The 26,212-nt window shown below is 68.2% G+C and carries 27 protein-coding genes and 1 pseudogene; 6 read left to right on the top strand and 22 right to left on the bottom strand.

Going from position 1 to position 26,212, the window contains the following annotated elements; translation table 11 throughout:
* Positions 1 to 63: 63 nt before the first annotated feature.
* Together ACWAT2_RS08965 and ACWAT2_RS08960 are read right to left on the bottom strand one after the other, a co-directional pair.
* Entirely contained in the window at positions 64 to 528 is a 465-nt protein-coding gene (locus ACWAT2_RS08965; protein ID WP_402374983.1) for a cytidine deaminase family protein, read from the bottom strand.
* A gap of 9 nt (positions 529 to 537) precedes the next feature.
* Positions 538 to 822: a hypothetical protein gene (locus tag ACWAT2_RS08960; RefSeq protein ID WP_480048820.1), complete on the bottom strand. Its 285-nt coding sequence runs from the start codon at positions 820 to 822 to the stop codon at positions 538 to 540.
* A 2-nt stretch (positions 823 to 824) separates the two neighbouring features.
* On the opposite strand from ACWAT2_RS08960, the gene ACWAT2_RS08955 reads away from it, so the two are divergent.
* The gene (locus tag ACWAT2_RS08955) at positions 825 to 1,760 is read left to right on the top strand and encodes a hypothetical protein (RefSeq protein WP_402374980.1); all 936 of its coding nucleotides are present in this window, start codon (positions 825 to 827) and stop codon (positions 1,758 to 1,760) included.
* A 79-nt stretch (positions 1,761 to 1,839) separates the two neighbouring features.
* Here the strand turns inward: ACWAT2_RS08955 and ACWAT2_RS08950 are convergent.
* Positions 1,840 to 1,979 (bottom strand): annotated as a pseudogene (locus tag ACWAT2_RS08950) (IS3 family transposase); the annotation flags it as partial.
* Between the two features lie 479 nt (positions 1,980 to 2,458).
* Between ACWAT2_RS08950 and ACWAT2_RS08945 the strand changes: the two are divergent.
* A complete protein-coding gene (locus tag ACWAT2_RS08945) occupies positions 2,459 to 2,893 on the top strand; it encodes a hypothetical protein (RefSeq protein ID WP_402374978.1) in 435 nt (144 codons plus the stop codon).
* A 152-nt stretch (positions 2,894 to 3,045) separates the two neighbouring features.
* Positions 3,046 to 3,837: a hypothetical protein gene (locus ACWAT2_RS08940; RefSeq protein WP_402374976.1), complete on the top strand. Its 792-nt coding sequence runs from the start codon at positions 3,046 to 3,048 to the stop codon at positions 3,835 to 3,837.
* 553 nt (positions 3,838 to 4,390) lie between these two features.
* Here the strand turns inward: ACWAT2_RS08940 and ACWAT2_RS08935 are convergent.
* On the bottom strand, positions 4,391 to 4,771 hold the full coding sequence (locus ACWAT2_RS08935; RefSeq protein WP_402374974.1) for a hypothetical protein: 381 nt from the start codon (positions 4,769 to 4,771) through the stop codon (positions 4,391 to 4,393).
* Positions 4,772 to 5,127: 356 nt separating this feature from the next.
* Here ACWAT2_RS08935 and ACWAT2_RS08930 point away from each other — a divergent pair, with 356 nt between their 5' ends.
* Together ACWAT2_RS08930 and ACWAT2_RS08925 are read left to right on the top strand one after the other, a co-directional pair.
* Positions 5,128 to 5,775: a DUF6308 family protein gene (locus ACWAT2_RS08930; protein ID WP_402374972.1), complete on the top strand. Its 648-nt coding sequence runs from the start codon at positions 5,128 to 5,130 to the stop codon at positions 5,773 to 5,775.
* A gap of 92 nt (positions 5,776 to 5,867) precedes the next feature.
* A complete protein-coding gene (locus tag ACWAT2_RS08925; RefSeq protein ID WP_402374970.1) occupies positions 5,868 to 6,383 on the top strand; it encodes an HNH endonuclease in 516 nt (171 codons plus the stop codon).
* Positions 6,384 to 6,411: 28 nt separating this feature from the next.
* On the opposite strand, the gene ACWAT2_RS08920 is transcribed toward ACWAT2_RS08925, so the two are convergent.
* The 13 genes from ACWAT2_RS08920 to dnaB all read right to left on the bottom strand — a co-directional run bounded on the left by ACWAT2_RS08920 (position 6,412) and on the right by dnaB (position 21,587).
* Complete coding sequence (locus tag ACWAT2_RS08920) at positions 6,412 to 7,719, bottom strand: ApeA N-terminal domain 1-containing protein (protein ID WP_402374968.1); 1,308 nt, start codon at positions 7,717 to 7,719, stop codon at positions 6,412 to 6,414.
* Between the two features lie 57 nt (positions 7,720 to 7,776).
* A complete protein-coding gene (locus ACWAT2_RS08915) occupies positions 7,777 to 8,145 on the bottom strand; it encodes a hypothetical protein (RefSeq protein ID WP_402374966.1) in 369 nt (122 codons plus the stop codon).
* A gap of 663 nt (positions 8,146 to 8,808) precedes the next feature.
* Entirely contained in the window at positions 8,809 to 9,351 is a 543-nt protein-coding gene (locus ACWAT2_RS08910; RefSeq protein ID WP_402374964.1) for a WhiB family transcriptional regulator, read from the bottom strand.
* A complete protein-coding gene (locus ACWAT2_RS08905; RefSeq protein WP_402374962.1) occupies positions 9,348 to 9,857 on the bottom strand; it encodes an HAD domain-containing protein in 510 nt (169 codons plus the stop codon). The genes ACWAT2_RS08910 and ACWAT2_RS08905 overlap by 4 nt, the downstream gene beginning before the upstream one ends.
* The gene (locus ACWAT2_RS08900) at positions 9,854 to 10,231 is read right to left on the bottom strand and encodes a hypothetical protein (protein WP_402374960.1); all 378 of its coding nucleotides are present in this window, start codon (positions 10,229 to 10,231) and stop codon (positions 9,854 to 9,856) included. The genes ACWAT2_RS08905 and ACWAT2_RS08900 overlap by 4 nt, the downstream gene beginning before the upstream one ends.
* Complete coding sequence (locus ACWAT2_RS08895; protein ID WP_402374958.1) at positions 10,228 to 11,850, bottom strand: TniQ family protein; 1,623 nt, start codon at positions 11,848 to 11,850, stop codon at positions 10,228 to 10,230. Before ACWAT2_RS08895 ends, ACWAT2_RS08900 begins: the two co-directional genes overlap by 4 nt.
* A complete protein-coding gene (locus ACWAT2_RS08890; protein WP_402374956.1) occupies positions 11,847 to 13,334 on the bottom strand; it encodes a TniQ family protein in 1,488 nt (495 codons plus the stop codon). Before ACWAT2_RS08890 ends, ACWAT2_RS08895 begins: the two co-directional genes overlap by 4 nt.
* A complete protein-coding gene (locus tag ACWAT2_RS08885) occupies positions 13,331 to 14,425 on the bottom strand; it encodes a TniB family NTP-binding protein (protein ID WP_402374954.1) in 1,095 nt (364 codons plus the stop codon). Before ACWAT2_RS08885 ends, ACWAT2_RS08890 begins: the two co-directional genes overlap by 4 nt.
* Complete coding sequence (locus ACWAT2_RS08880) at positions 14,422 to 16,647, bottom strand: hypothetical protein (RefSeq protein WP_402374952.1); 2,226 nt, start codon at positions 16,645 to 16,647, stop codon at positions 14,422 to 14,424. The genes ACWAT2_RS08885 and ACWAT2_RS08880 overlap by 4 nt, the downstream gene beginning before the upstream one ends.
* Positions 16,640 to 17,380, bottom strand: a complete 741-nt coding sequence (locus ACWAT2_RS08875; protein WP_402374950.1) for a TnsA-like heteromeric transposase endonuclease subunit — start codon at positions 17,378 to 17,380, stop codon at positions 16,640 to 16,642. Before ACWAT2_RS08875 ends, ACWAT2_RS08880 begins: the two co-directional genes overlap by 8 nt.
* Before the next feature lie 732 nt (positions 17,381 to 18,112).
* A complete protein-coding gene (locus ACWAT2_RS08870) occupies positions 18,113 to 19,090 on the bottom strand; it encodes a CU044_5270 family protein (RefSeq protein WP_402374948.1) in 978 nt (325 codons plus the stop codon).
* On the bottom strand, positions 19,087 to 19,323 hold the full coding sequence (locus ACWAT2_RS08865) for a sigma factor-like helix-turn-helix DNA-binding protein (RefSeq protein ID WP_402375116.1): 237 nt from the start codon (positions 19,321 to 19,323) through the stop codon (positions 19,087 to 19,089). The genes ACWAT2_RS08870 and ACWAT2_RS08865 overlap by 4 nt, the downstream gene beginning before the upstream one ends.
* Before the next feature lie 476 nt (positions 19,324 to 19,799).
* Positions 19,800 to 21,587 carry a replicative DNA helicase gene (gene dnaB, locus ACWAT2_RS08860; RefSeq protein WP_402374946.1) on the bottom strand — a complete coding sequence of 596 codons (1,788 nt, stop codon included), beginning with the start codon at positions 21,585 to 21,587 and terminating at the stop codon, positions 19,800 to 19,802.
* A 306-nt stretch (positions 21,588 to 21,893) separates the two neighbouring features.
* Here dnaB and ACWAT2_RS08855 point away from each other — a divergent pair, with 306 nt between their 5' ends.
* On the top strand, positions 21,894 to 23,207 hold the full coding sequence (locus tag ACWAT2_RS08855; RefSeq protein WP_402374944.1) for an MATE family efflux transporter: 1,314 nt from the start codon (positions 21,894 to 21,896) through the stop codon (positions 23,205 to 23,207).
* A 93-nt stretch (positions 23,208 to 23,300) separates the two neighbouring features.
* Here ACWAT2_RS08855 and ACWAT2_RS08850 read toward each other — a convergent pair whose 3' ends face one another.
* The 5 genes from ACWAT2_RS08850 to rpsF form a co-directional block, all read right to left on the bottom strand.
* Positions 23,301 to 24,248: a hypothetical protein gene (locus ACWAT2_RS08850; RefSeq protein ID WP_402374942.1), complete on the bottom strand. Its 948-nt coding sequence runs from the start codon at positions 24,246 to 24,248 to the stop codon at positions 23,301 to 23,303.
* A 202-nt stretch (positions 24,249 to 24,450) separates the two neighbouring features.
* Positions 24,451 to 24,900, bottom strand: coding sequence for a 50S ribosomal protein L9 (rplI, locus tag ACWAT2_RS08845; RefSeq protein WP_106265818.1), 450 nt, complete (start codon positions 24,898 to 24,900; stop codon positions 24,451 to 24,453).
* A gap of 18 nt (positions 24,901 to 24,918) precedes the next feature.
* Positions 24,919 to 25,155 carry a 30S ribosomal protein S18 gene (gene rpsR / locus ACWAT2_RS08840; protein WP_106265817.1) on the bottom strand — a complete coding sequence of 79 codons (237 nt, stop codon included), beginning with the start codon at positions 25,153 to 25,155 and terminating at the stop codon, positions 24,919 to 24,921.
* Between the two features lie 79 nt (positions 25,156 to 25,234).
* Positions 25,235 to 25,789: a single-stranded DNA-binding protein gene (locus ACWAT2_RS08835; protein WP_402374939.1), complete on the bottom strand. Its 555-nt coding sequence runs from the start codon at positions 25,787 to 25,789 to the stop codon at positions 25,235 to 25,237.
* Between the two features lie 116 nt (positions 25,790 to 25,905).
* Positions 25,906 to 26,196, bottom strand: coding sequence for a 30S ribosomal protein S6 (rpsF, locus tag ACWAT2_RS08830; protein WP_402374937.1), 291 nt, complete (start codon positions 26,194 to 26,196; stop codon positions 25,906 to 25,908).
* Between the last annotated feature and the right edge of the window lie 16 nt (positions 26,197 to 26,212).

The raw sequence follows: 26,212 nt of genomic DNA, 5'->3' as shown, positions 1-26,212 counted from the left end.
CATCCCTCCGTGACCCTGCCACGCCCGGTGTACTGCACCAGACCGGTGCCTCACGGTGGGGCACTACCTGGACACCGTCGCCTCGTCGACATCAAGCTGCTGATCTGCCCAGACGTAGCCGGCGGGCATCAGGTCGGACACAGGCACCGCACGGAGTCCGTCGCGTGTCCCGATGATGACGTCGAGGGTCGGGAAGTAGTCGAGGAGCACCTGCCGGCAGCGACCGCACGGGGGCAGGACACCGCGGTCGCGATCGCCGACGGCGACGATCGCCTCCAGGTCATAGACACCCTGTGCGGCAGCGGCGCCGATGACGACCAGCTCCGCGCAGGGACCTCCGGTGAAGTGATAGGCGTTCACGGCGGTGACGATCCGGCCGTCTCGGGCGCGGGCGGCGGCCGCCACCGAGTGGTTGTCGCCCCGACAGCGCGTGGCGGCCACCTGTTCCGCCGCGCCGATCAACTCAAGGTCGGCGAGTCGGCAGCGCCGGCCCATGCCGTCATCGTCCAGGCCTTCGTGGGAGGTCACGTCGTCATCCTAGGAGGCCTCGGTGAAAGGCACGGCGACGACCTGCACCTCGTCCGCGTAGACGATGCGTCCCGGCGCCCGGGTGCGCCTCTGCACGCATGCCACGTAGTACCTATCGAGCAGTGTCACGTACTCCCAGGCCTTGCCGATCAGGCCGGTCGCCGACGCACGGAACCACGCCCGTGCGCCGGGATTCGGCTCGGGGTCATAGACCGCAGGGTCCACCGAGCTGCCAGAGACACGTACACGCGACCCTCGGTAGTGTCCTGCTTGTGAGAAGCGGGCGTCGTCCACCCTTGCCCGGCGAGCGTGACCGGTTCCGGGCCGCCCTCGTGCGCGAGGCGCTGGTGCTCGGAAGACGGATCGCGCAAGGCGAAGATGCAGGCGTCGTCCAGCAGGAGACGACGATTTCCGAGACGGTACTGCTTAATCTGCACGAAGATCTGGGTGACACTCTGCGGATCAAGATGCTCACACAGATGGACGAGGCCAACCGCGGTGCGGACTGGATCTGGTGCGCGGGAGGAGCCGACGGTTGGTTCTCGTTCTACGTGCAGGCGAAGAAGCTCAAGAAGGGTTCTTACGACATAGGCTACGCAGGATCGCGAGGACGTCAGATTGACAACCTGATCAATACCGCGAGGCAGGCTCAGGTGCTTCCCGTGCATGTCCTGTTCAACCCATTGCGATCCGGGGTGCAGTACAGTACGCGAGGGTGCGTTCACTATTTCGAGCGAGGCGCTGATGCGTTCACGGTTGTTCCATCTGTCGCGGCTCGCGAACTCTTGCGGGCTACAAGCTCGCCTCTGGTGAGTCTGGACGCGATGCAGGACCATGCTCACCCTTGGTCCTGCCTTGCTGGCTGCCCGCACGACCCGCAGTACTGGGGCAACCCGAGCGCTGGCATCGGCGGCCCGTGGGACGAGTTCATCCTCGATGCTCTGCCTTTCGCTGCACACCGTGATGATATCGCGAGCGTGCTACTGCGACAGCTAACGCGACAGACACTGGAAACCCTCGAGACCCTGGAATCCTACGAGCTCGACTTCCATCAGCGGATTACCCTCGATCTTGCGGTAGGCGCCTATAGCCCAGAACCACCGATATGGGCTTCATCTCCCACCGAGGCACTCAGCCGATGGATGGCTTCCTACGAGGATCTTCGTGGCGATCTGCCTATACCTTCCACGGTTGTCGTTCAGCAGTTCGGCGAGCCCAGGCAGCTGTTCTAGTCGCTATCCTGTTGCAGTCTGCTCGGATCGGCCCACTGTAGACAAGCGCAAGGTATCGGAGGGGGCTGCACAGCGGTTGTCAGGCGGCGAGTGCGACCTGAGCGGTCAGGATGGCTTCGTACTCGATGGGGTCAATCGTCCGAGGCGCTGTTGGCGGCGGCGTCGGTGGCAGGTGCGTTCGATCCAGGTGATGATCGCGATCCGCAGCTTGGCCCCGGTGGCCGGGCCAGTCGCACGACGGGCGAACGTTGGAAGTCTTGCTCGCCGGCATCTGGGTGCCGCGCCTCGGCGCAAGTCGCCCGAGGACGACGCCGGACGCGGTGCTCGGGGACAGGGCGTACTCCTCACGCGGGAACCGGGCCCTGCTACGTCGGCGCGGGATCAAGGTTGTGATCCCTGAGCCGTCCGACCAGTAGTCCAACCGCAAGCGGCGAGGCTCCGAGGGAGGACGCCCGCCGAACCCGACCACGAGCCCTACAAGCGGCGCAACGTCGTCGAACGGTCCTTCAACCCGCTCAAGCAGCGGCGCGGCCTGGCCACTCGCCACGAGAAGCACGCCGTCGTCTACCGAGCACGGGCCGCCATCGCGGCAATCATCACCTGGCTGCGGAGGTCCTAAGAAGTCGGTGACCCCGAGACCACGGTCGCGCCGGTCGCTCAAAGTAGGTTGCACGGTCCGCCAGGTGGGTGCTGGCGGAGTGCTCAGCCTCACCGCGTCACGAATCGGAGACCAGGCGCTCTCCACACGTATGGGACGCATCCTCGTCGCATCACTCGCGGCCACGGCTATCTGTGCGCTGGCTGCCTGCAGCACGCCTGCCGACGGCCCCTGCGAGTCCTGTACCGCTGCAGAGAATGAATACCTGAGCACGTGGGTCGGGCTCATGGAGGGGGAAGGCGGCGAGCCCTACGACATCACTGACCACGAAGTAGATGTACTGCTCCATTGGGGTGAACGTTTCTGCGCGGAAGGGTGGGCCAACGACACTGAAGCGGCCTTCGACGCGATGGGTGCGAGCCCCGTGGAAGACTTCTTTGGTCCGGAAGGGGCGGCGGAGGCTTCCGACGAGTTCGTGAACTTCGTGAACTCCGGCATCCTCGCGGCGGCCATGACCAGCAGCCCGTGCACCTGACGCGTAGCTACCGCTTTCCCTCGATCGACGGCATGGCTGCCCCTGGGCGAACTCTCCGCCGCCAGGAGCGCCTAAGGCAGAGTCATGATGTAGGCGGCGGTCGTCGACTGTGCCCCGGACCTCTGTCGGCGGCAGGGTGTTGACTCTCCGGCGTGACAGACGTGCCAGCCGCGTTGACAGCGGAGCAGGTGTCGGCCAAATGGGCTGCGATCGCCCCGCTGATCGACAAGCTCAACGACCGGACCGACGACAAGGACGACTTTGACGTACATCCGCGCTCCTCGCTGGCGCGGGATGACGAGTGGGCGGACCCGTATCACGTCTCCCACGCAGTGAAGGCGTGCATTGTGGCCGGCGTCGACCACCTACACGCGGTCAAGGTGTTGATCGTCGACGCGCAGACGGTCCATGTCGCGGCGCCAGCCTCGCTCGTCCGGGGATGCCTTGAGAACATCTCGGCTGCTTACTGGATCCTGCACCCTGCCTCGAGGGCCGAGCGCGTCACCCGGTGCCTGCGTTGGCACATGCAGAACGCCAAGGACCAGCACAAGGCGATCCACCGGCTCGCCCTACCGGACTACAAGCCCCAGGACGAGCGGATCGCAAAGATCGTCGCGGTCGCCGAGCGCCACCGAGGCATCGACGTGAAGTCCGTGGAGCGTGGATACTCCAGCACGGCGGTGGTGACGTACGCCGACAAGCATGTCGACTCGAGGCTCGGCGTGCTGACGCCCTGGCAGCTCTGCTCGGGTTTCGCCCACGGCCGACCGTGGGCAAACCTGTCGTTCTCTGAGCGTGAGGAGCACCCAACCTCAGACCCCAACGTCATGGTCGTGCGATTCTCGACAGATCTGACGCGCGCTCTGTACTTGGTAAGGGCCGCGATGAACCTCACCCAGGACTTACTCCAAATGCATCAGCAGCGTTCGCGGCCGCAATACTGATCGGCGGAGAATCGGGGGTGGTGGCAGGCGGGTCTGCTGATCGGACGGGACTGCTGCACGGATAGGTGACGTTGATGTGTATGGGTCCCAGCAACGATCACCGTGGCCTAGATTTCAGCACCCGACTCCACGGAAGGCGGGGCACACCACCACCTCCTTTGAAGCCAGGGCGGTTCAGTCCGCGACTGTTCAGGACCGCCCCCGTTGGATCACGCTGTGACCCCCAGGCCACACGATCTCCGACCCGGCCGTCGCGGGCTTATTGCTGCACCGCGACCGAACTGCGGGTTCCTAATCCCCGGCAAGCCCCACGGTGGGCCGGAGTCCGCCGCTGCACTCTGCAAGCCATCAGCGGTGTCCTCGGCTCAACGCGTCTCAGGCCGGGGATTAGACCTGTGCGAGTACTGGCCCCCAAGTCGCCCGCCGTAACTCTGGATTCGGCTGCAGTGATGGATGTCGATAGCTGCGCCCAGGCAACGCCGGGTCGAGCACCTACCACATCGCGGTCATGAGACTGGCCGGGCAATGACTACGGTTACCGGAACGACGGGTGTTATTGGATAGAGACGAATCCTCGAGATATGTCAGACGGGCGCACTGTGGCGGGCAGATCCACCAGCGTGGCGAGGTGGTTGATCAGATCACTCAACTTATCCGTCCGGAGCTTGCTGGTCTGCGCGTCAAGCGTTTCCCGGTACAGCCGGATGGCATCCTCGTCGTAGCCGAAGACAAGTGGGATCTCGTTCAAAGGGCCGATGAGCTTCTCTTGGTCCAGGCGATAGCGCATAACCTCGCGAACTAGACTCATGCGGTCTGCCTTATCCTGGTCCGCCGCCTGGCGATCCGCCGAATACCGCTGCTGCTTGAAGCTGATGACACCCGCAATAGCGGCGCCGACGACCGCGCCGACGACCGCTGAAATAAACTCTTCCATCGTGTGCTTTGGCTCCTTGTGGCTGATGGTTGGATCTCGGCTACTACGAGTTGGCCGACCTCTTCGTCACCGTAGTGCCGAGAGCCGGGGTCAGGTCTCGCCGACGTCGTGATTGCGCGCGCCTCCTCAGATTTCGCACTCGCCGGTTCCAAGCAGACCGACGCGCCCCATCCGCTAACTCGCTCGGGGCCGGTCGGCACAGGATGAGCCGAGTCTTTCGCGGCGAGATGCGGATCCGGTTTCGCGCCGCCTACCAGGCTGGAGGACGACCCGGCGCGCCTCAGCGGCGGCGAAGCCTACGCACTTCGTGTCGAAGGATTCGGACGGTACGCCTGCCCTTCTGGCACTCTGGTGGCATGCCATCGCAGATGATAATCGCTGGAGCCACGGTCTCTGACCCCTTCACGGAATTGTCGGAGTACGCGCGTCGCCACGGCGGCACCGTCGCGAAGTACGACCTGGGCGGTTCCGGCCAACCCGACGTCCTGGCTACCGATGAGGTGACGCGGACGCGCATCATCGCGAGCCGGATCTCGGCCGCGGAGAGCGCCTGGTTCGTAGATCGGGCCAGCAGTGCCCCTTGGAAGACGGTGCCCGCCGACGCCAGCCTGGCTGATGCGGACCCGGCCGAGCCCGACGGACTCTACGCAGCGGCCATCGCCCTCTACGAACACTTCCGCGACGCCGCTCCCAAGGGCGTAGCGATCGCCAAGATCCACAAGGTGCTCCACCTCAAACGCCCAGCACTGATCCCGATCCTCGACAGCAGGGTGCTCGCCGCTTACGGGCCAGCAGCAGCCGAGGCCGCTCGCCGCCACCCGAACCTCGGTGCTCGACGCCTGAACTGGGCAGCCATCCGCGAGGACCTCATCGACGAAAGCAACGCCAGGGCACTCGCCGAAGTCCGCGACCGGCTGGCTGCCGATGAGGACACTGCAGTCCGGGTGATGGCTCGGCTGACGGACCTGCGTCTGCTCGACGCCGTGACTTGGAGAGCCATCTGATGGACCAGGGATCAGCGAACGAACGGCGTCCGCCTCGCCCTCGCCAGCTCGTCGATCCCTACCCCGAGGCGCTCGAACGAGCGCTGCACCACGTGGCTGATCGCGACCTCGAGGGCGCGCGGTCGGTCCTGCAGGAGATCCAGTTCGAGCCCGTGCCGCGGCGCGCAGAACGATGGCCCTCGACGTCGGTGATCGCGCGGATCTATGCACGCGACTGCTACCAGTGCCGCTACTGCGGAGAGAAGACCGTACTCACCCCGGTCATGCGGCTGCTGTCGAGGCTCTTCCCGGACGAGTTCCCCATGCACCCGAACTGGAAGTCCGAAAGAACACACCCCGCCTTCGTCACCCGCTCCGCGACACTCGATCACGTCCAGCCCATCGCCGGCGGTGGCGACCCCGTGGCGGAAGACAACCTCGTCACCGCCTGCTGGGGCTGCAATCGTCGCAAGGGAGACCTGCGGCTCGACGAGCTCGGTTGGGAACTACGCGACCCTGCAGATGCGCGCTGGCGCGGACTTGCGGAACTCTACGAACCGGCATGGATCGCGGCCGGACGACCCACGCTGAGCGAGACCGAGATGACATGGATGCGCGCAACAAGATAGTCGTGGTGCACGGCGGGTGATACGCCGCTCAGGCGCCAAGGAGACCGCGGGTCTGGGCGCCGAGGTGGTAGTAGCGGTGGCTGTCACAGATCGCTCTTGCGGGCGCACTCGTGCCAGCGACGCGGTTCAGCAGAGCGCTCTGTAGGAGCACTGCGCCGGTGGCGGCGAGGAGGGAGACCTCGTAGGCGTCGTACTCGCTGTTGGGCTCATGCTTGAGCAAGGTGTAGGTCTTCCAGAATCGGCGCGCCCATGCCATCGGATCACCGACGAGATCACCGAAGGGGGCGCCGACTCGTGCCGCGAGGTTGGCGGCGAACCTTCCCTGACCTTGCGATTTGCGTGCCCACTGAGCCGATCGGCGATGTGCCGATACCCAGTACTCGATGGCCGCTGCGATCTCCATCAGGCGGGTCTCGACGTTCTGGAGCCCGTACCGGTGTCCTGCTAGGAGCGGACCTGTGGCGCGCGGGTGCTTGTCTGTCAGGTCGATCCATCGCCGCAGTCCGGCGATGCCGCCGATGGTGCTGAGGTGAAAGTTCGGAATCTCGGTCATCGATCGCGGTGCGCGGGCTCCGTCGGGACGGCGCATGATTCGGGCGGTCCACCACTTTGGGCTCTCCATCGGTGGCCGGTCGGTGTCCATGGTCACTCGGCCGCCGTCGGCGACGACGAGACCGTCGTAGGCCAAGCTCAGGAGTCCCTGGATCGACTGCAGCGGCGGGATCAGGTCGCTCCAGCTGGCAGGACGCGATGCGCTGACCTTGAACTCGACCGGAGCGTAGATGGTGCGCCGGTCCTCGGGTCCGTCGACCTGCCAATGCGTCGAGAGCTCAAGCTGTCGCCCCTTGCCGAGGTCCTGCGCGCGGGCTTCGGCCGCCTGCACCGTGATCGCCAGGGACGTCAGCCGACCATCTTCGCCTTTGGCGGGCGCAGTGCTGGAGCCGGCGACCCCGGCCCACCTTGCGATCCCAGGGAAGAACGCCGACACGTCGCGGAACCCGTCGGACCGTAGGTCCCTCAGCGGTGCACCGGTGACCACTCCGTGGGCTCGGTACGTGCGTGTAGCGACCCTGTACCCGCCGTGTGTCGTGGCCAGGCGGCCATGGCCTACATCGAGAAACAGGGCACCGCCCACCGACGTGGTTGCCGCCACTGAGCTCGGAAGGGGCACATCGCCGAAGGGGTCCGCGTTAGGAACCAGGAGGTCGATCTGGAGATCGCCGTCGGCGGACAGGTGTACGTGGCCGGGCATCGCCCGGTCCAGCGCCATGACTTCGTCGACGTCGGTCCAGAAGTAGCCGACTGCGCCAGTCATCAGGTCGGTCATCTTCGACATCTGTGCAGCCTAGTGAAGGTCGATCCCTCAAGCTGGACGTCGCTGACCGACAGGGGCTCAGGGCCCGACCGGGCCGACGGAGTGCATCACCGCGCCAGGCTCGCCGTCCGCTACGCAGTCCGCGACCACGTCGCCCTTGTCCGCGCGCAGGTCCTCCAGAATTCCACCTCCGGCACTGAATTCATCACCCACTGCAAACGTCTCACCGGTGGGCGACCGCAGCTCGCCTTCGTCAGTCAGTCGCGTTCCGGCCGGCCAGACGACAACCTCGACCTCGCCCTGCCCATCTGGCGGCAGCAGGCCGAGACATCCCTCGGGGTTCACAGCGAGGATGCCCTCGAAGCCGGCATCCATCCCTCCCAGGTCAGCGATCTGCACCAGCGCCGTGAGGTCACCGTTGCTGTCACTCTTGATGTTGGTCGTCACGGACGCGACGCCTGACGCGCAACTCGCCGCACTGGTCCCGATGAGCAGCGCCGTCGCCATCGTGGCGGCTCGGCGAACGACAGTGCATGTCCACTTCTTCGTCGGCATGGTCGGCACCAGAGACCTCCCCGTCCGGGATCACTGACGACCGTAGCGGATCGGCGATCACTGCACGACGACGCCTGGTCGCGTTGTGCGGAACTCGCTCTGCAACCGTGCGCACGGGCACGCTGGCAGGGGCGCGCTGTAGCGGACGCTGGTCAGGCGCGGATGAGGACGTACCCCCGTCTGCGGGACTCCTCGAGTCCGTCCTGGAGCTCCTGGGCAGCGCGCACTTTCAGTTGATCCTGCGACGGGATGCTGCACCCTCCACCCGGTCCCTGCCCGAATCCTCTCGGTTCCTCCTCGGCGCAGCGCAGGTCCGGCGGGACCTGCCGGGGAATCTCGATGCAGATGTCGTGGAGATGCCCTGCGGAGCACTCGACCTTGGCGCGGACGTATCGCTCTGGCTGTGGCATGAGGAACCTCCTGGGGAAGACTGCTGCCTCCACCCAGATGGGAGTGGCGCCTTCGGGCGGTGATACGACTTCTGGGCGTTGCTCTACGTCGCCGGGCGGGCCAAGGGTGCTCGAGCCACGAAGGCCCCCGCGCAGCCTTCGTCTCCTACGAGGCTTCCCGGTCACGCAGTTGGCGGTAGAGGTCGAGGCGTCGGGCTCGCCAGAGTCGGCGGTAGAACTGGCCTTTGCGGCCGGTGTAGCCGAGGGCATGGAGAGTGTCGGTGTAGGTCGCGCCGTCGTCGACGGCCTGGGTGACGGCCATCATGAAGGTGCTTTTCGACATGGCGTGCTGTCTCGGTGCCACCGGCGGGCGGTGGTGGGGACGGCGTCGTGCCTGGCGGAGGAGGTTTCGTTGTCGTGCCGTCAGGCCGCCGCGCATCTCGGTGGCGGTGACGTAGCGGGAGTCCTCGGTCTGCAGTGCCTCACGCAGGCAGTCGGCGATGACTGGGCAGTCGGTGCAGACTTCCCGTTGGCTGTCGCGGTCCGCAGCTTCGTCTTGGGCGAGGAATCGCGGGTCGTCGGCGCACGCGGCGTGGTGGTGCCATCCGCGTTGGATGGGTGCCGGTGGGCCGAGGACGAGTTCGGCCCACAGGGCCGCGGTCAAGCTCTGGGTCGGCCGGGGCGGGTGCGGGCTGGGTGCGGTGATCATGGCGCGGCCAGGAAGTTTCGGGCGATGTCGAGGTCATCGGCGGTGATTCCGGTCGTCGCTGGAGGCTGTAGGAGGAGGCATGCCGGGCCGTAGGAGTTCGTGAGCTCACGTCGGTGGGTAGCGGTGATGTCGTCGTCGATCCACGCGAAGCGTCGCCCTAAGGGCACACAGCGGCGGATGCTGTCGAGCTTCGGCGACGCCGCTGGGGGCCGGTCCTGATCGATCGTGTCGAGGAGCGGGAAGTCTCCCAGGCCGAGGGTAGGTGCGACGTGGGTGCGGGCGTCGTTGCCCCAGCTGGTCAGCCATCGCAGGTCGATGACGCCGTCGAGGTGGATGTCGTTGAGGACCTCGACGACGGCGGGGCGGTAGAGCATGCGGTAGCCACCGACGCGGGCGAGCTGAAGCCCGCCGCGGGGTTGGGTGCCGTAGGGGCTGATGACGCCGTCAAGGTCCAGGATGAGCAGTGGCCTGTCGTCGTCTGCACGGGCACTGTCGCCCTGCCTCACCGTGCGGCCCCTGGGCCAGTCGCTTCCGAATCCGGGGCGCTCTGGCTTTCTGGACGGGATCCTCGAGGGCGTCGGGGTGGCCGAAGCCGTGGGTGGAGCTGTAGCGAGCGGTACCGCCCGGTGGTGTAGAGGATCTCGGCGCGGCGCAGGATGATGATCGCGGGCTCGAGCTGCTTGCGGGTCCAGCCCATGTGGTCGCCCAGCTCGCGCCAGGTGGGTCCGCGGCGGTAGCTGCGCCGGTAGGTGGCGACGAACTTCACGGCCCGGCGGGCGACCTCTTCGTGGATGTGGCCGTCGTCGTTGAGGACGAGCTTCTCCCCCGGCGTCTCGGGCTGGTCTGGCGGGTTCGGGTCGGAGTTGGCGGGTTCGCTCATGGGTTCTCCTCACGGTGGGTGCGATGGGCGACGTCGACGAGCGCTGTGGTGGCTGGGCGCCGCAGGGACGTTGCGAACTGGCGGTACAGGGCGCGCTGGTAGCGGTCGGGCGCGGTGGTCCATCCCGGGCTGGCGGCGGGCAGAGCGTGGGCCCAGTGCTCCCAGAGCCAGGTGACGGCGTATCGGTGGGATGTGGGGCGGGTGCCGGGGCGATACTCGGTGCACCAGTCGTCGAACCAAGCCCGTCGAGTGGTGAGCCGGTCGACGGTGGCTGCTCGCGCGGTGTAGTCGATGTCCAGGCGGTTCGTGATCGCGTCCAGCGCCTCGATGAGCTGGGCGTTGTCGAGGTGGGTGCGGGCGCTGATGGCGCGGGCCGTCCGGGTGCCGATCTCGGAGTCGAGGCCGAGCACGGTGGCGGCGTCGGCCCAGGTGGTGGCCCCGGCGCGGCGGGCCAGACACAGCGACAGGAACAGGCGTGGGGTGTACTCGCGGGTGGTGAAGAGGGTCGCGGCGTGGTCGCGGTACAGGCCGTTCGGCAGTACCTGGGGTATCCAGCGGGCGTCGAGGTGGCATGGCCGGGCGGCCAGGGCGTGGCTGGTGCGGCGGTGTGGGGCGAGGGCGGCCATGACCAGGCGGGTCAGGCCGGGGGTCATCCGGGTGTGGTCGGCGAGCCAGCCGAGACGTGACTCTGGCCCCGGTGGTGCGAGTCCGAGCCAGGGGTCGAGGCGGTCGCAGGCAGCGTCGAGGTCGCCGGTGGTGAGGATGTGGTCCGCGCACGTCAGGACCGTGGACCGGAGTGCGGCGGCGGCCGGTGGGTGCAGGTGCCATCGCGTCGCCGGTTCGGTCGCGGGGCGGACTTCGCCGGCCCAGTCGGCGAGGGTCTCGGCGCCGGGCTGCCTGGCGAGGTGGAGCAGCAGGACTGCCAGGGCGCGGGTGTCGGTCAGGTACTGCCGGCCGGGTGTCGGGCTGCCGAGCATGGCGACCGGCTCTCCGGCCAACGCTCGGTCGTGGCGGTGCTGGCGTTCGATGGCGTCGTCGGGAGCGGCCTGCGCGGCGAGGGCGGTGACGTCTTGCTCGCACGTGTCGCGGTGGCCGATGGGGTTGAGGCAGTGCACACCTGGTGCGGCGCGCAGGGTCGTGTGCGGGTGGTCGAGGAAGCGGCGTCGGCAGCTCGGGCAGGTGTCGATCAGGTAGGTGCCGTGTTGGGCGCAGACGGTGGTGGTGGCCAGGCGCCAGGCGAGGTTCCAGGTGCCGTCGGTGACCAGGCATCGGGGGCACGCGGTGGTGCCGGTGGCGCTGATCCAGCCGCGGGCCGCGACGCGACGCCAGGTGGACCACCGGTGAGTGTCGAGGCCGTGCAGGTCGAGGGCGCCGGTGCCGTCGAAGCGCTGCAGCGTCGCCCGTCGCGTTCGCTCCGGTCGACTGGTGGTGAGGTCGGTGATGGCTGTCGTGGTCGCGGCATCGAGCAGGACGGGCAGGAAGCGGGTGGTGCCACCGCCGTCTCGCAGCAGCGTGCACAGTGCGGAGCTGGTCAGGCTGTTGTCGCTGGCCAGGTGTTCGAGCCAGTCGTCGATCGGTTGGTGCGGACCGGGTCCGTAGCGCACGGGCAGGGGTGTCACGTGCCCTCCCGGAGCACCGTCGGGCTCAGGGGTAGCGGGCAGCTCTCGGTCGCGCCGGTCTCGGTGATCTGCGTCAGGTGGTCGAGTGCCGCATCGCGCAGGGCAAGCCGTTGTTCCGGGTCGAGCCGGGCATCGGTCTCGACGGCCAGATCCGTCTCGGCACGCGTGCTGGCGGGACCGTGGGTGAGCATCACCCAGACCCAGGCGCGCAACGCGTGGTCGCCCAGGTCAAGACCGGGGGCTGCGGTCCGCAGACGTCCGAGCAGATGGTGGGACGCGGCGACGTACTGGCGGCGCTCGGCGTAGTCGATCAGGCCGTCGTCGACGAGGGCGCGCACCTGGTCGCTGATGGCCTGCGCGAGGCCGGGACGGATCCCTCGGTCCTCGGCGACCCACCGGGAGAACGGCATCCGGTACCGGCCACCCGGCATCTTCAGGACACCGTTGCGGTCGCCGTCGAGCAGGTGGCGGGTGACGCGGGCGAGCTCGGTACGCAGCGGCCACTGCCCCGGGGATGGGGCGAAGCGCTCGTCAGGCAGCAGGATCCAGTCGGGGACGTGTCGTGGCTGCAGGCCGTGCGCCATCGCGAGTTGCCGCAGTTCGGACTGCAGCCTCGTGAGCGTCTGGCGGGAGGGTCGCTCGGGTCGCTCGGCGGTGAGCCGTTCGGTGATCGGCGGCTTGGGGAGCAGGCGATACCAGCGGTCCTCGAGGCTGCGCACCTCGGTGTCGGGGTGGGTGCGGATACGGTCCCAGCCGTCGTGGACGAGGCGTTCTGCGCGGGCGGGGGACTCGATGGCGCGCCAGGCCTCGAGCACCACGATCGCTGCCTGCGCCGGCTGTGTGGGGGGCCGGCAGGTCCAGGTGCGATGGGCGAGGGTCTCTCGGCGCAGCTCGTGCTCCCACCCCGCGAGGCGGGGCCAGTGTTCGTCGCTGGTGACCGCGATCAGGCTGGTCAGTTCGTACAGGCGGCGCAGGGTGCCGTCCGAGCGGCGTGATCTTCGTAGCTTGTCGAGGTGGGCGGTGATGCGGCGCTGTGTTGCGACGGCGCGCTCGTCCGGTGGCGCAACCAGTGGCCGGTCGACGTCGTCGTGGACCCGCAGCAGTGCGGGACAGCGGGTGCACAACGGGTGCAGGGCGAGCTGCCAGTCCCGGTCGTAGATGCCCGTCGCTGGGGTGCAGCGTGGGCAGGACCAGCGCACGGCGGGCAGCCGCCAAGTGCGGTGCGTGGCCGCGGGCCGGTGGCGCCGTCCGATGGCGCCCGTGGGGTAGGCGTCCAAGGTCATCGTGGCCAGGTCGCGTGCGGGGACCGCGACGGCGCGGCTGAGCCTGTCGACGACGGCGGCATCGACGTGCTCGCGGGCGATGGTCGCCGCGCGTAGTCCGAATGCGCGCGGTGAGATGTTGTTCGCGACGGCGGTGCGTTCCAGCAGCGAGGTGAGGTGCTCTCCGGGGGCGTGTTGGGGTCGCATCGGCAGCAGGTTCATCGCGCCGCCTGCTTCGCCGCGGACTTCTTGGCGTTCTTCGCCATGGCCTGGGCGACCTGTTCCTTGTGCCGCTGTTCGGACATCGCGTGCCGCTTCGCGCGCTCCTTGAGGTCGGCGTTCTCGAGATGATCGACAGTGATGGTCCACCGATCGTCCTCGGCGGCGGCTCGTGCTGCACGGCGCACGAGCTCGGCGACGTCGCCGACGTAGCCCTGGGTGCGTCGCCAGATCCTCGGTGCGTGCTGGCCGGCGAGGAGACCGGGCTGAGCGCGTGGCAGGTAGGGCAGGATGCGCTGCTCGATGCCGTAGAGGAAGTGCTGCCACTGACTTCGCTCAGTAGCGGTGTCGATTCCCATGGGTCCGATGGGCACGTAGCGCAGGCGGGCGCCGATCTGCGGGTCCTCGAGGATGGGGTGGCCGTCGAGCTGGGCGCCGACCAGGATCATCGTGCCGTCGCGTTCACCGAGCTCGGTGTTTATGTGCTTGATGTGGTCCAGCACGTCGTGGCCCTGCATGGGTCGGGTGTTGAGCAGGTGGGCGTCGTCGATGATCAGCAGGCGGATGCGGTGCCGGTCCAGGGCATCCGCAACGCGCAGGTTCATCGACCGGATGGTGCCGCTGACGGGGTAGCCGAGGTACTCGAGGATCGCGGTGTTGAACTCCTTGATGTTGGCCGCAGAGGCCAGGTTCACCCACACCAGGGGCACGTGATGCGCATGGACCCCGGGTCTCGGCTCCCACACCGGGATCTGAGGCGAGTCGATCGCCTCACCGATGGCTTCCCGATACAGGCGGATGGCCCACTGGCGCACCAAGGTCGACTTGCCCACGCCGTACTCGGCATCGACGGCGAAGATCTCCTTGGCGCCGTGGCCGAGGACCTCGTTGTCCTCGACGCACTCGGTGAGCATCTGGTGCAGCCGGTGCTGCTGGGGCCAGTCGAACTGCAGGCTCGTCATCCACAGCCGCTGCGCACGGAGCACGCCCCTTCGTGCCGCGGGGCTCATCGCCCGCAGCTCCTCCAGCGTGTGGATCTCCGGCTGCGGGTACGGCTCCTCGCGGGCATGGCTGTGCCACAGCTCGGCCTTCATGCGTCGTCCAGTGGTGGTTCGAACGGCCAGGAGTCCGCCCAGATCGAGTACTCGCCCTCGTCGCCCTGCCCGGGGAGCGACGCTCCGGGCTGCTGGCGGCCCTCGGCGGCCTCCACGGCATCGGCCACCGTCATCGCCACCGCGGCCTCGGTGTGGTCGCGGGTCGCGGCGTCGTGCCGCAGGCGCGCAGCGCCGATGCGTTTGCGCCAGTCCTTGGGCACCACTCCGTCGAGCAGGCTGCCGAGCTCAGCGATGATCTCGTCCTCGGCCGCCTTGCGGCGCAGCCGCGGAGTCGATCGACGTGCGATCTTGCCTCGCAGTTCACGCACCAGTGTCTGCGTCAGGGGTGCGTCGATAAGGTGGCTCTTGCGCCATGGCACCTCCACGATGCGCCCGGTGTCCGGGTGCCGGAACCAGACCCGGCTCATGTCGTGCGGGTCGTAGTGGAACGGCATCGCGGCATCCTTGGCGCGGAACATCCCGATCGGGACGTTGCGCAGACCGTCGAGCCCGCGGCAGTCGTAGGTCAGGTCCTCGAACTCCACGCCTGTGCTCTTCACACTCCCCCACCGCACCGGCAGGAAGTCGTAGATCATGTCCGGCCGCTGCGGCACATGCAGGCGGCCGGTGAGCTTGAGCATCGCGTCGAACATCTCCACCGGGCACAGGTCGATCGCCTCCATGCCCGGCATACGCAGCCCGCTGTGCGGAGTGCGGTGGTAGTCCAGCACGATCCAGCGTCGCAAGAACTTCTCCAGCTCCTGCGCCGTCAGCAACGGCTCGTCCCGATGCGCCTGAGGTGTGCCAACGATGCGGCCCCGCTCGGCGACGTTGCGGCCCTTGTAGCCCGGCAGCTGCTGCAGGCCGCGCTGCAACGTCTCGTGGTACCGCTCCAAGATGCCGTTGTCGACCGGCCGGCGCGTGCGCGACAGCGGCAAGTCAATGCCGAAGCGATTCAGCAGATCACGGAAGACCTGCGAGACGAAGATCGATCCGTGATCGGCACGAACAGCCGAAGGCTGGACCCCCGGGATCACGTGCGTGCCCTGCAAGCTGCGGGCCGTGTGCAGGCGCCGGCACGTGCGCGGGCAGGACACCTCCACTCCCGAGCAGTCGTCGTCGGCTGCCGGCTCGTCGGCATAGAACTCGATCTGCTCCGGAATCCCGGCCCACGCCCAGTCCGACACGCTCGTGCCCTCGACCACCTGGGAGAACGGCCGCATCACGTCGTACAGCAGCATCGCCGCGTCATGGGAGTCAGCACTCATCGGCACCACCCGCAGGGCCAGGATCATCCGCGTCGCCACGTCCATCGCCGAGATGATCTCCACGCTGCACGAGCCGCCCCGCGTCGGGCACCACACCATCACATCCGAGCGCGTGACATCGATCGCGACCATCTGGCCCGGCAAGATCGCCGGGTACGACTCCACACCGGCGACACCACGCAGCTTGTTGGACCGCTGCGCCCTGGTCGTCTTGCCGCGGATGCGCTTCAGGTGACTGACGTACCGTCCTGCGGCCCGCTCGGGCGGACGAATATCAAGCCCCGACTCCCTCAGCCGGACCTTGACCCGGCGATGGATCTCACCCAGGTCGACCGTCGAAAGGTCACCGTCGAGCTCGGCCACCACATCCGATGCCGCTAGCCGCCACTCCAACGGGATCGTCGCGAACACCTCCACCTGCTTGCTCCGGCGCCCGTCCACGAGACCCAGCAGGCCGCCTGCTTCCCACTTCCGAATCCAGTACTGCACCGTGCTCGCAGAGACTCGGGCGGACGGGCTAGGTGAGCGGCTCGATGTCGACTCGTGGGTCAAGCGATCGGCCATACGCTTGGCCCGCTCAGTCAGCGACGTTCCCAACGCTGGGTCGAAGAGAGTCGACGGCTCTCCAGGCAGCGCGAGTTCTGGGAAGCCGAACCGGTATCCCGTCACGACCTCCTGCACGACACCGAGACGCTGCAATGTCTCCGTACGGGCTTCGTCGTCGAGCCGGTACCACACCTCGGCGAGGCTGCGCAGCGCGGGAGGGTCGCTCGCCGTCGGCTCACCGCCGTCGATGGGCTGCGCGGTGCGCAGATCCGGCCACTCGACGAAGGACACTGCGCCACGGACGTCCTTCAGCTCGACGCCGGCGCGATCGACGTGGATGACGACGGCGGTGCCGTCGTCGGTCAAGACCATGGAACCCGCCGAGAACTCGACGCGGTTCTCACGCATCGGAGCAGTCCCCCAGCGCGATCGGTGAGTCCGCCGTGATCGGCACGTCCAGATCGACAACCAGGTAACCCGTCCAGACCAGGTGCCACAGCATCGCGATCGTGTGCCCGTCACCGTCGTCGAGGGCCAGGACGTCCCCGACCTTGACCCCAGCGCGCACCGCATCCGTGACGTGGCGGGTGGCCTGCGAATGCGGCCATCGAGGCAGCCTGCGGTGCGAGGCGAGCCACAGCATGTTCAAGCGCCGAGCCGTCGGCTGGGTACCGAACACGTCGTAGCTCCAACCGACGGCCGCGCACGCCGACCTCGTCAGCGCAGCGATCCGATGGAACTCCTCGTCCTGGCGGTCATCCGGGCGCACATCCCACAGCACGACGGTGCCGTCATGATGCTCGGCGAGCAGGTCCACCACGTGCTTCGAGTCGTCGTCGAACTCGATCTTCACCGGTTGGGCGACGATCCACTCCACGTCCGGGTCCCGGTCCAGGCGACGAGCGGCCTCGTACTCCAGGGACGACTCGATCAGAAGCGTGCTGCCGGTCGTCTGGCACGCCATCCGCACCGGGGTGTGCCGCGACATCGCATCGGCCGTCGGCCGGCGCACATGTCGCAGAATACGCACCGGAGGTGGGCCCACCGCCCAGTCCCACGTCGTCTCGCCATCCGTCCGGAACTTCCACGTCGCCGCCATCGCGCGACCCTCCCGCCGGCCATCGGGCAGCGCGAGCAGCATGGCAAGAAGCCGCGCGCACTCCATGTACGGCGGGGACCACGCCCTCTAGACTGGCCATCGACGGCCCTTCGTCTTCCTTGGACACATCAGAGCCGTCACCGGGGTGTCGCTGTGACAGCAGCGGCACCCCTCTTTGCGCTCTCACGCAGGCTCTACCACCACCGTGGTGGTTCTACCGAGCGTAGACCCATCAGCTAGCCAGTGGAAGACTGGAATCGTCCGCGACCTCCTCGTCACGGAGGTCACCTGGTAGCAACTTGCTAACATTTCACATCTAACATCCACGGTTTCTCGGGAATGTTTCGTCCGTTCAGGGAACCACTTTGGGTTCTCCGAACGACATGACCAGCACCGACGACCCCGAACCGACCTGGGAACGAGCCCATGAACGATGCGGAGCTCTACCGGCCCTTGCGATGCATGGAGCCGCACTGCACCAAGAGATGCAAGCTGCCACGGGTCGGCAGACCAGCCGCGTTCTGCAGTTCGGCCTGCCGGAATCGGCACCACCGCCGACGGATCGAACTACTCGAAGCACTGGCTTCACTCGAGGCCGCACTCGCCACCGCCAGCAAGAGTGAACGAGCCGCGCTCATGCACCGTCGCAAGGCCCTGCGCTTCCAGCTCTTCCGATACCCGGAGATCCCGACGGCCGTCGGGTAGCTGTCGTCGGACTCGTCCGCGCGGTCTCCTGGTGCCAAGTGGAGGTGATCGGGCGCTGCTTCGGCCGCCCTAGCAGGAAATCTCCGGTGCAGAGCCCGGTCCGCACAGTGGCGCCTCGGGGCTGGGCGCGTCGGAGTGTCTTCCTTGATCCAGCATCGTGGAGCGGAATAGCAGGTCGTCGTCGAGGTCGAACGTTTGCGTCTCGAGCAGCGTGCCGTCTTGGGGATCGAGGAGCAGGACGTAGCGCGGCAAGTCCTGGTCGGTGAAGTCCGCCTGGATCGCGGTTGCCGGACGCCCGGTTGAGTCGTGGTCCCGCCCGAGGAGCTCGACCCCCGGGACGGTGGCGAGGACCTGCCACAGCCCGCGGCGCAGCTCCGGGCTCGCGGGACTCTCGTGGAGCAAGGCGGTCGTCTGGTTCCACAGGCTCCAGTCCTCGCCGTGGCTCGATGCCGGCAGCAGGTCGGTGAGTCGCCTGCGGAGTGCTTCCGGCTCGGTGGGCAGGGCCTGGAGCTCGTCCCAGCTGAGCTGTGCCCCGTCGCCGAACCCGGTGGCGGCGCTGTCGTCTGTCACGTCGCGCACGCGCACCAGATCGGGGTCGAGGGAATCGACGCCCAGGTCCCGTGCGCGCAGCGCAGCCGAGACCTCGCTGCGGATCAGGAACTGGTCCGGGGATCTCCACACCTCGCGCTCATACGTGCCGGCCACCGGGTCCTCGATCTGGGAGTGGACATACCAGTACTCCCCCGTCTCGACAGGCTGTGCCGCCGCGCTGTTCGCTGCCTCGAGCAGGACATGTTCGGCGGACGCCGGAGCAGTCGCCAGAACACCGACGGTCACGGTGGCTGCGACCGCGGCGACAGCGGCCGACAGACGGGTCCACAACCGCCGGTGCCACGACGTCTCCACCACAGCCCGTGCGGGTCGAGCAGAGATGCGCTCCAGCAAGGCGTCGGCGCGGGCGGCTTCGTCCGTGGTCAAGGCGGTGTAGGGGGCGGGGTCGGCGTCGGCCAGCCGCCGCAGGGCGGGGTCGTCCAGGAGATTCTTCACGGCTGTGTCCCTTCGATGACGAATCCGGACCGGCTCTGCGCGGGCGATGGCTCAGGAAGGACGTCGACCTCTCCGAGCAGCCGCTTCAGGCGGCGCCGGGCCCTGCTCAGCCGCACGGAGAACGCTGCTCGGGTGCAACCCACGACCCTCGCGGCCTCCCGACCTGTCAAGCCGTCCCAAGCCACCAGAGCCAACGTCGCCCGATCGGCGTCGCTCAGACGAGCCCAGCCCACACGCAGGTCCAGCGCGGTCGTCGACAACGCGTACTCGTCACCCCCAACAATCCCGGGTGGAAGCCCCGATCGAGTTCAGAGGGGGATACGCTGGCGATCGACCGACGGAGTCGCAGCGGAGCCAGCGTATCCCCCTCTCGATCCCCTGATCCCTTTGTGACCTGGTCCCCACAAGGACGCATGAGGTCCGCAGCCCGTCAACTGCACGCGTCGACGTCGACATCAGCGGCAACCGTCCACGCCACCGTCACCGGCCTGTCGGCCACCCGATGTGCCACCTGCCGACCAACTCGCACCCCGCACTTCACGCCGCGCGGTACGCCATCGTCATGCTCGGGGCAACGTGAGTGCGACCGACGCTCGCCCAAGCCCGCGGCAACATAGTCAAGAAGGCGCTTGGACTTGGTCAAGTATCGTCCACTTTAAGTAGGCGGAGGATCGACCAATCTAGGCTGCACGTCGACAACAAATGGGAGCTAAACCTGCATGTCGACGAACCGCGAGTAGTGCCCCTGGAACGCCACGGTAATCGTGTCGGTCGGACCATTACGATGCTTTGCTACGATCAGGTCCGCCTCGCCAGCGCGAGGCGATTCCTTTTCATACGCATCTTCACGGTGAAGAAGAATCACCATGTCAGCATCTTGTTCAATCGAGCCACTTTCACGAAGGTCCGACATCGCCGGCTTCTTGTCCTGCCGCTGTTCCGGACCACGGTTCAGCTGCGACAACGCAATGACAGGAACCTCGATCTCCTTCGCCAAGAGCTTCAGCGCACGCGAGAATTCGGAGACCTCCTGCTGGCGCGACTCGACCTTCTTGCCGGACGTCATCAGCTGCAGGTAGTCGATGACCACCAGCTCGAGGTCGTGCTTCTGCTTGAGCCGCCGGCACTTGGCGCGGATCTCGGTCAGCGACATGTTGGGCGAGTCGTCGATGAACAGCGGCGCCTCGGACACCTTGCCCATGACCTTGGCGAGCTTCTGCCAGTCGTCGTCGCCCAGGGAGCCGTTGCGGAGCTTCTGCAGGTGCACGCGCGCCTCGGCGGAGAGCAGACGCATCGTGATCTCGTTGCGGCTCATCTCGAGCGAGAAGACGACGGACGTCTTCTGGTGCTTGATGGACGCCGACCGTGCGATGTCGATGGCGAGCGTCGAGTTGTGCGTCGGGATCTTCGCCGCTGACGCGAGGTAGAGGTGCTCCGGGTGGTCGATCTCCACGCAGCGCACAGGCACCGAACCGACCGCCACGACGTCGACGATCTTCCAGGCGGCGCCGGGCCGCGCCACCGAGTGTGCAGCACCCGCACGCATCGACGCGACGATGTCCTCCGTCGTCCGCACCGCGGCGTCAGCAGGCTTCCCCGACGTACTCGTCACCCACTCGTGCCAGGCGTCCGCGACGATCGTCGTGCCGTCGTCGAACACCACCTCGTAGCAGGGCCGGCCGGTCATGACCTCGGTGGCGCGCACTACGCGCGTGGGCGTCCCGTCCGCGGCGATCAGCTCGTCCCCGACGGCGACGTCGCCCATCGTGGTCCAGCCGGTCGGCGTCGGCAGCGGGGTGTCGAGGGCGAGCGCCTTACCCATGGCTGGCCGCGCCGCGACGACCACCATCTGCCCGGGGTGCAGCCCGTTGGTCAGCCGGTCGAGGTCGGCGAACCCGGTCGGCACCCCGGTCATGCCTTCGCCGCGGTTCCCCGCGGCCTCGATCTCGTCCATGGTGCCGCCGATGATGTCGGCGAGCGGTGCGTAGTCCTCGGACGTCTTGCGCTCGGTGACGGCGTAGATCTCGGCCTGGGCGTTGTTGACGACCGTCTCGACGTCGCCGCCGTCGGTGGCGTACCCGAGCTGGACGATCTTGGTGCCGGCCTCGACGAGCCGGCGCAGCACGGCCCGCTCGCGCACGATGCGCGCGTAGTAGCCGGCGTTGGCCGCGGTCGGCACCCCGGCCATGAGGTCGTGGATGTAGGACGCCCCGCCGATCCGCCCGATCTCGCCGCGCTTCGTGAGCTCGGCGACGACGGTGATCGCGTCGGCAGGTTCCCCGCGCCCGTAGAGGTCGATGATGGCGTCGTAGATGGCCTCGTGCGCCGGGCGGTAGAAGTCGATGCCGCGGATCTGCTCGACCACGTCGGCGATCGCGTCCTTGGAGAGCAGCATGCCGCCGAGCACGCTCATCTCGGCGTCGACGTCCTGCGGAGGGGTGCGGTCGAACCCCGCCCGCGACGGCGAGTAGTTCGCTTCCAGCTCCTCGATCGACATGTCCCCACCTCCCCCGGCTCCCACCGGCACCACGACCCGACCCGGGCTGATCGACCGGTCCTCACGACCTTGTTCTACAGTCCACCTCTGACACCCGGGACGACGCTAGGCGCGCCTGGAACCGTGCGCAAAAGACGCTGTGGACACACCTGTGGACAAGGGTGTGGAACACTGCCGAGACCTGTGCACCAGCGGTGGACAACCCTGTGCACAACTGGGGACATCTCCTGTGTACAACTCCAGATATCGCTGTGACCTGCAGCGATGTTGTTACCAGCCTGTGGAGGAAAGAAAGGTGGGGGTGAGTTGCGCCGCATCGACCGCGAGATCCTCGCGCTCGCATGGCCGGCCCTCGGGGCGCTCGTCGCGGAGCCGCTGTTCGTGCTCGTCGACAGCGCCGTCGTCGGCCACCTCGGCACCGCGCAGCTCGCCGGGCTGTCCCTCGCCTCGACGCTGCTCCTCACCCTCGTCGGCCTCTGCGTGTTCCTCGCCTACGCCACTACCGCCGCGGTGGCGCGCCGCCTCGGCGCCGGGGCAGAGCGCGAGGCGCTCCAGTCCGGCATCGACGGCATGTGGCTCGCTCTGCTCCTCGGCGCGGTCCTCGCCGCCGCCCTCCTCCTCGCCGCCCCGTGGGCGGTCAGCGCCATGGGCGCGTCCGACGACGTCGCCACCCACGCCGTCACCTACCTGCGGTGGTCCGCCCCCGGTCTGCCGGGGATGCTGCTCGTGCTCGCCACCACCGGCGTGCTGCGCGGCCTGCAGGACACCCGCACCCCCCTGTGGGTGGCCTCGGGCGGTGCGGTCTTCAACGCGGTCGGGTCGGTCACGCTGGTGTACGGCGCCGGGATGGGGATCGCGGGCTCCGCGCTGGCGACGACGACGGCGCAGCTGCTGATGGCGCTCGTGCTCACCGCCGTCGTGGTCGCCGGAGCCCGCCGGCGCGGTGCGTCCCTGCGTCCGCACCATGCGGGGATCTGGGCCAACGCCGTCGCCGGTGCGCCGCTGTTCGTCCGCACCGTGTCGCTGCGGCTCGCGATCCTGCTGACGGTGTGGACGGCGACCTCGCTCGGTGCGGTGGCCCTCGCGGGGCATCAGGTCGTCAACTCACTGTGGGGACTGGCGGCGTTCGCCCTCGACGCACTGGCGATCGCCGCTCAGGCGCTGGTCGGGCACGGTCTGGGGTCGGGCGACGTCGACCGGGTCCGGGCGGTGCTGCGACGCTGCCTGCAGTGGGGCGTCGGCGCCGGAGCCGTGATCGGTGTGCTCTTCGCGGCGTCCGGCTGGTGGATCGCGCCGCTGTTCTCCCCCGACCCGGGCGTCCGTCTCGCGGTGACGGCCGGGCTGGTCGTGTGCGGCGTCCTCATGCCGATGGCCGGCTGGGTGTTCGTGCTCGACGGTGTCCTCATCGGCGCGGGCGACGGCCGATACCTCGCCTGGGCCGGCCTGCTCACTCTCGCGCTGTACGTGCCGTGCGCGCTGGCGATCCGGGCCTGGGCCCCCGACGGCGCGGTCGGCCTCGCGTGGCTGTGGGCGGCCTTCGCGGGGGTCTTCATGCTCGCCCGCGCACTGACCACGGGCCTGCGGGCACGTGGCGACCGGTGGATGGTCACGGGCGCCTGAGCGCCCCGCTCGTTCGGCACTTGCTGCCTCGTTCGGCAGTTGGAACTGCCGAAGGAGGCACAAGGTGCCGAACGGGACGGCCCGACGGTGGAGTCATCTCGGTCTGGGCAGCAGCGGGTTCTTCCGTGCCGCGCGCCGGACGTCAGCGGGAAAGCGCGCCAGCAGACGATCGGCCACCCCTTGCGGGTCCGGTGCATCCTTGGATGTCACGTGGAGCGGCTGGATGCCGGTGGACTCCGTGATGGCATCGGACCGGCGCTTCTCGTCGATCCGCGCCCGGTCCGGGTCGTGGTCCTTGCCGAGCGCGCCGGTCCGGTACTTCACGAGGCCGTCGAACTCGGCGAGCACCCGGTGGTCCTCCCAGCCCAGGTCCACCCGGAACCGACCGATCGCGGTGCGCACCGGCACCTGCGTCCGCGGGCGAGGTAGCCCTGCCCAGTGGGCCACGTAGCGCAACCACGACTCCCAGGGGCTCTCGGCTCCGGGGTCCGCCAGCTCGAGGACGAGGAGCGCACGCCGGCCGCCTCGAGCACGCGACGCGACGAGCTCCGCCGTCCGGTCGCGGTCGAGACCCCGCGCCACGGCGGCGTCGGCGACCACCAGGGCGTCGAGCGGTGGCAGCGTCGTTGCACAGTCGGCCACCGTCCGTTCCAGGGTGGTGACCGGCAGGCCGAGCACCTCGCAGCCGTCGGCCGGGCGCCCCTCGACGAAGTGCCGGCGCACGTCCCGGGCCGCCCGCGACGACGCTCGATAGGTCTGCAGCACGTGCGTCTGCGAGGGCAGGCGCCACAGGGGCAGGCCGTGCAGCATCGCCGCCGTCTGGTGGCTGAACCAGTGCGCCGACCGGAGCTGGCGCCCCAGGGCACGCGCTCGGTCGACCTGGAGCCAGCGCGCGGCCGACCACCTGTCCGGTCCGCGGCTGCCGTCGTCGGGGACCACGCGGTACGCGCCACGGCGGATCCGCTCGATCTCGCCCGCCCGGCGCGCGGTGCGCAGCGCGGTGGGCAGGTGCTCACGGGCGACGAGTATCTCGGACGGCATGCTCCCAGCCTGGCCTCGAGGCACGGTGCCCGTGCCGACTGTCCACAGGCTCGTCCCCTCATTCGGCACTTCGTGCCGCGTTCGGCAGTTGGAACTACCGAACAGAGCACGAAGTGCCGAACCCGCTCCCCCGCCTCACGCAGAAGGCCCCGGTCCACTCGCTGAACGAGCGGACCGGGGCCCTCGGTGGCCGGAACCGGCGTCAGCCGGCGACGACCTCGAGCTCGATCTTGGCCGACACCTCGGGGTGGAGGCGGATCGACGCGGTGTGGACACCGGTCGACTTGATCGGCTGGCCGATCTCGATCTTGCGCTTGTCGACCGACGGGCCACCGGCAGACTTCACCGCGGCGGCGATGTCGGCCGTCGTGACCGCACCGAAGAGACGGCCGGACTCACCGGAGTGCGCCTCGATCGTGTAGGTCTTCGACTGGATCGAGGCTGCAGCGGCCTCGGCGTCCTCACGCGTCGAGATCTCGCGGGCCTTGCGGGCCTTGCGGATCGCGGAGACCTGGGACTCGGCGCCCTTGGTCCACGGCGTGGCCAGCGAACGGGGGATGAGGAAGTTACGGGCGTACCCGTCCTTCACCTCGACGACGTCCCCGGGCTCACCGAGACCGGTGACCTCGTGGGTCAGGATCAGCTTTGCCATGATCTGGATCCTTTCCGGTCAGCGGGCCGACGACGAGTACGGCAGGAGTGCCATCTCGCGGGCGTTCTTGACGGCCTTGGCGATCTGGCGCTGCTCCTGCACGGAGACGCCGGTGACACGACGCGCGCGGATCTTGCCGCGGTCGGAGATGAACTTGCGCAGCAGAGCGGTGTCCTTGTAGTCCACCGTCTCGACCTTCGCCGCCTTCAGCGGGTTGGCCTTCTTCTTGGGCTTGCGCACCACAGGCTTGGCCATGGTGAGTGCTCCTTACTCAGGATCGTCCCGGCCGGTACGTGCCGCCGGGACAGGGATGATCTGGGGGGTTGAGCGACGATCAGAACGGGGGCTCGTCGGAGAACCCGCCGCCGGACGACGCCGGGCCTGCCGTGGCCCAGGGGTCGTTCTGCTGCTGACCGCCGCCGGAAGAACCGAAACCGCCGCCCTGGCCACCGCCGGACTGGCCACCGGGGCCACCGGCGTTGCCGCCGTAGCCCCCGCCGCCACCGAAGCCGCCGCCACCCGAGCGCTGCGCACGGGTGACCTTGGCCGAGGCGAACCTCAGGGCCGGGCCGATCTCGTCCACCTGCAGCTCGACGACGGTGCGCTTCTCGCCCTCGCGGGTCTCGTACGACCGCTGCGTCAGACGGCCCTGCGCGATGACGCGCATGCCCTTCGTCAGCGACTCGGCGACGTTCTCCGCGGCCTCACGCCAGATGGAGCAGCGCAGGAACAGCGCCTCCCCGTCCTTCCACTCGTTCGACTGCCTGTCGAACGTGCGGGGCGTGGACGCGATCGTGAAGTTGGCAACAGCAGCACCCGACGGGGTGAAGCGCAGCTCCGGGTCCGCAGTCAGGTTTCCGACGACCGTGATGACGGTCTCACCAGCCATGCCAAGCTCCTTCGTTCGTCCGCGAGATTCGGCTGTACTCGACTTCCAGGGAAGATCCCATCACGAGCCTCCCACAGGGGGCAGCGACGGGCGCAGAGTGTTTCGGTTCAGCGGATTCAGCGAGCGCTGGGACGCAGGATCTTGGTGCGCAGCACGGCCTCGTTCAGACCGAGCTGGCGGTCCAGCTCCTTCGCGGTGTCCGGCGTCGACGTGAAGTCGACGACGGCGTAGATGCCCTCGGCCCGCTTGTCGATCTCGTAGGCCATACGGCGACGGCCCCAGATGTCCACGTTGTCGACGGTGCCGCCATCGGTCTTGACGACCGTGAGCAGCTTCTCGAGCGACGGGGCTACGGTGCGCTCCTCGACCTCCGGGTCCAGGATCACCATCAGTTCGTACTGACGCATGTGTTCAACCCACCTC

Source organism: Isoptericola sp. GX10416 (assembly GCF_056590155.1).
The sequence above is the reverse complement of the archived record's forward strand: the minus strand, read 5'-3'. Positions and strand labels throughout refer to the sequence as shown.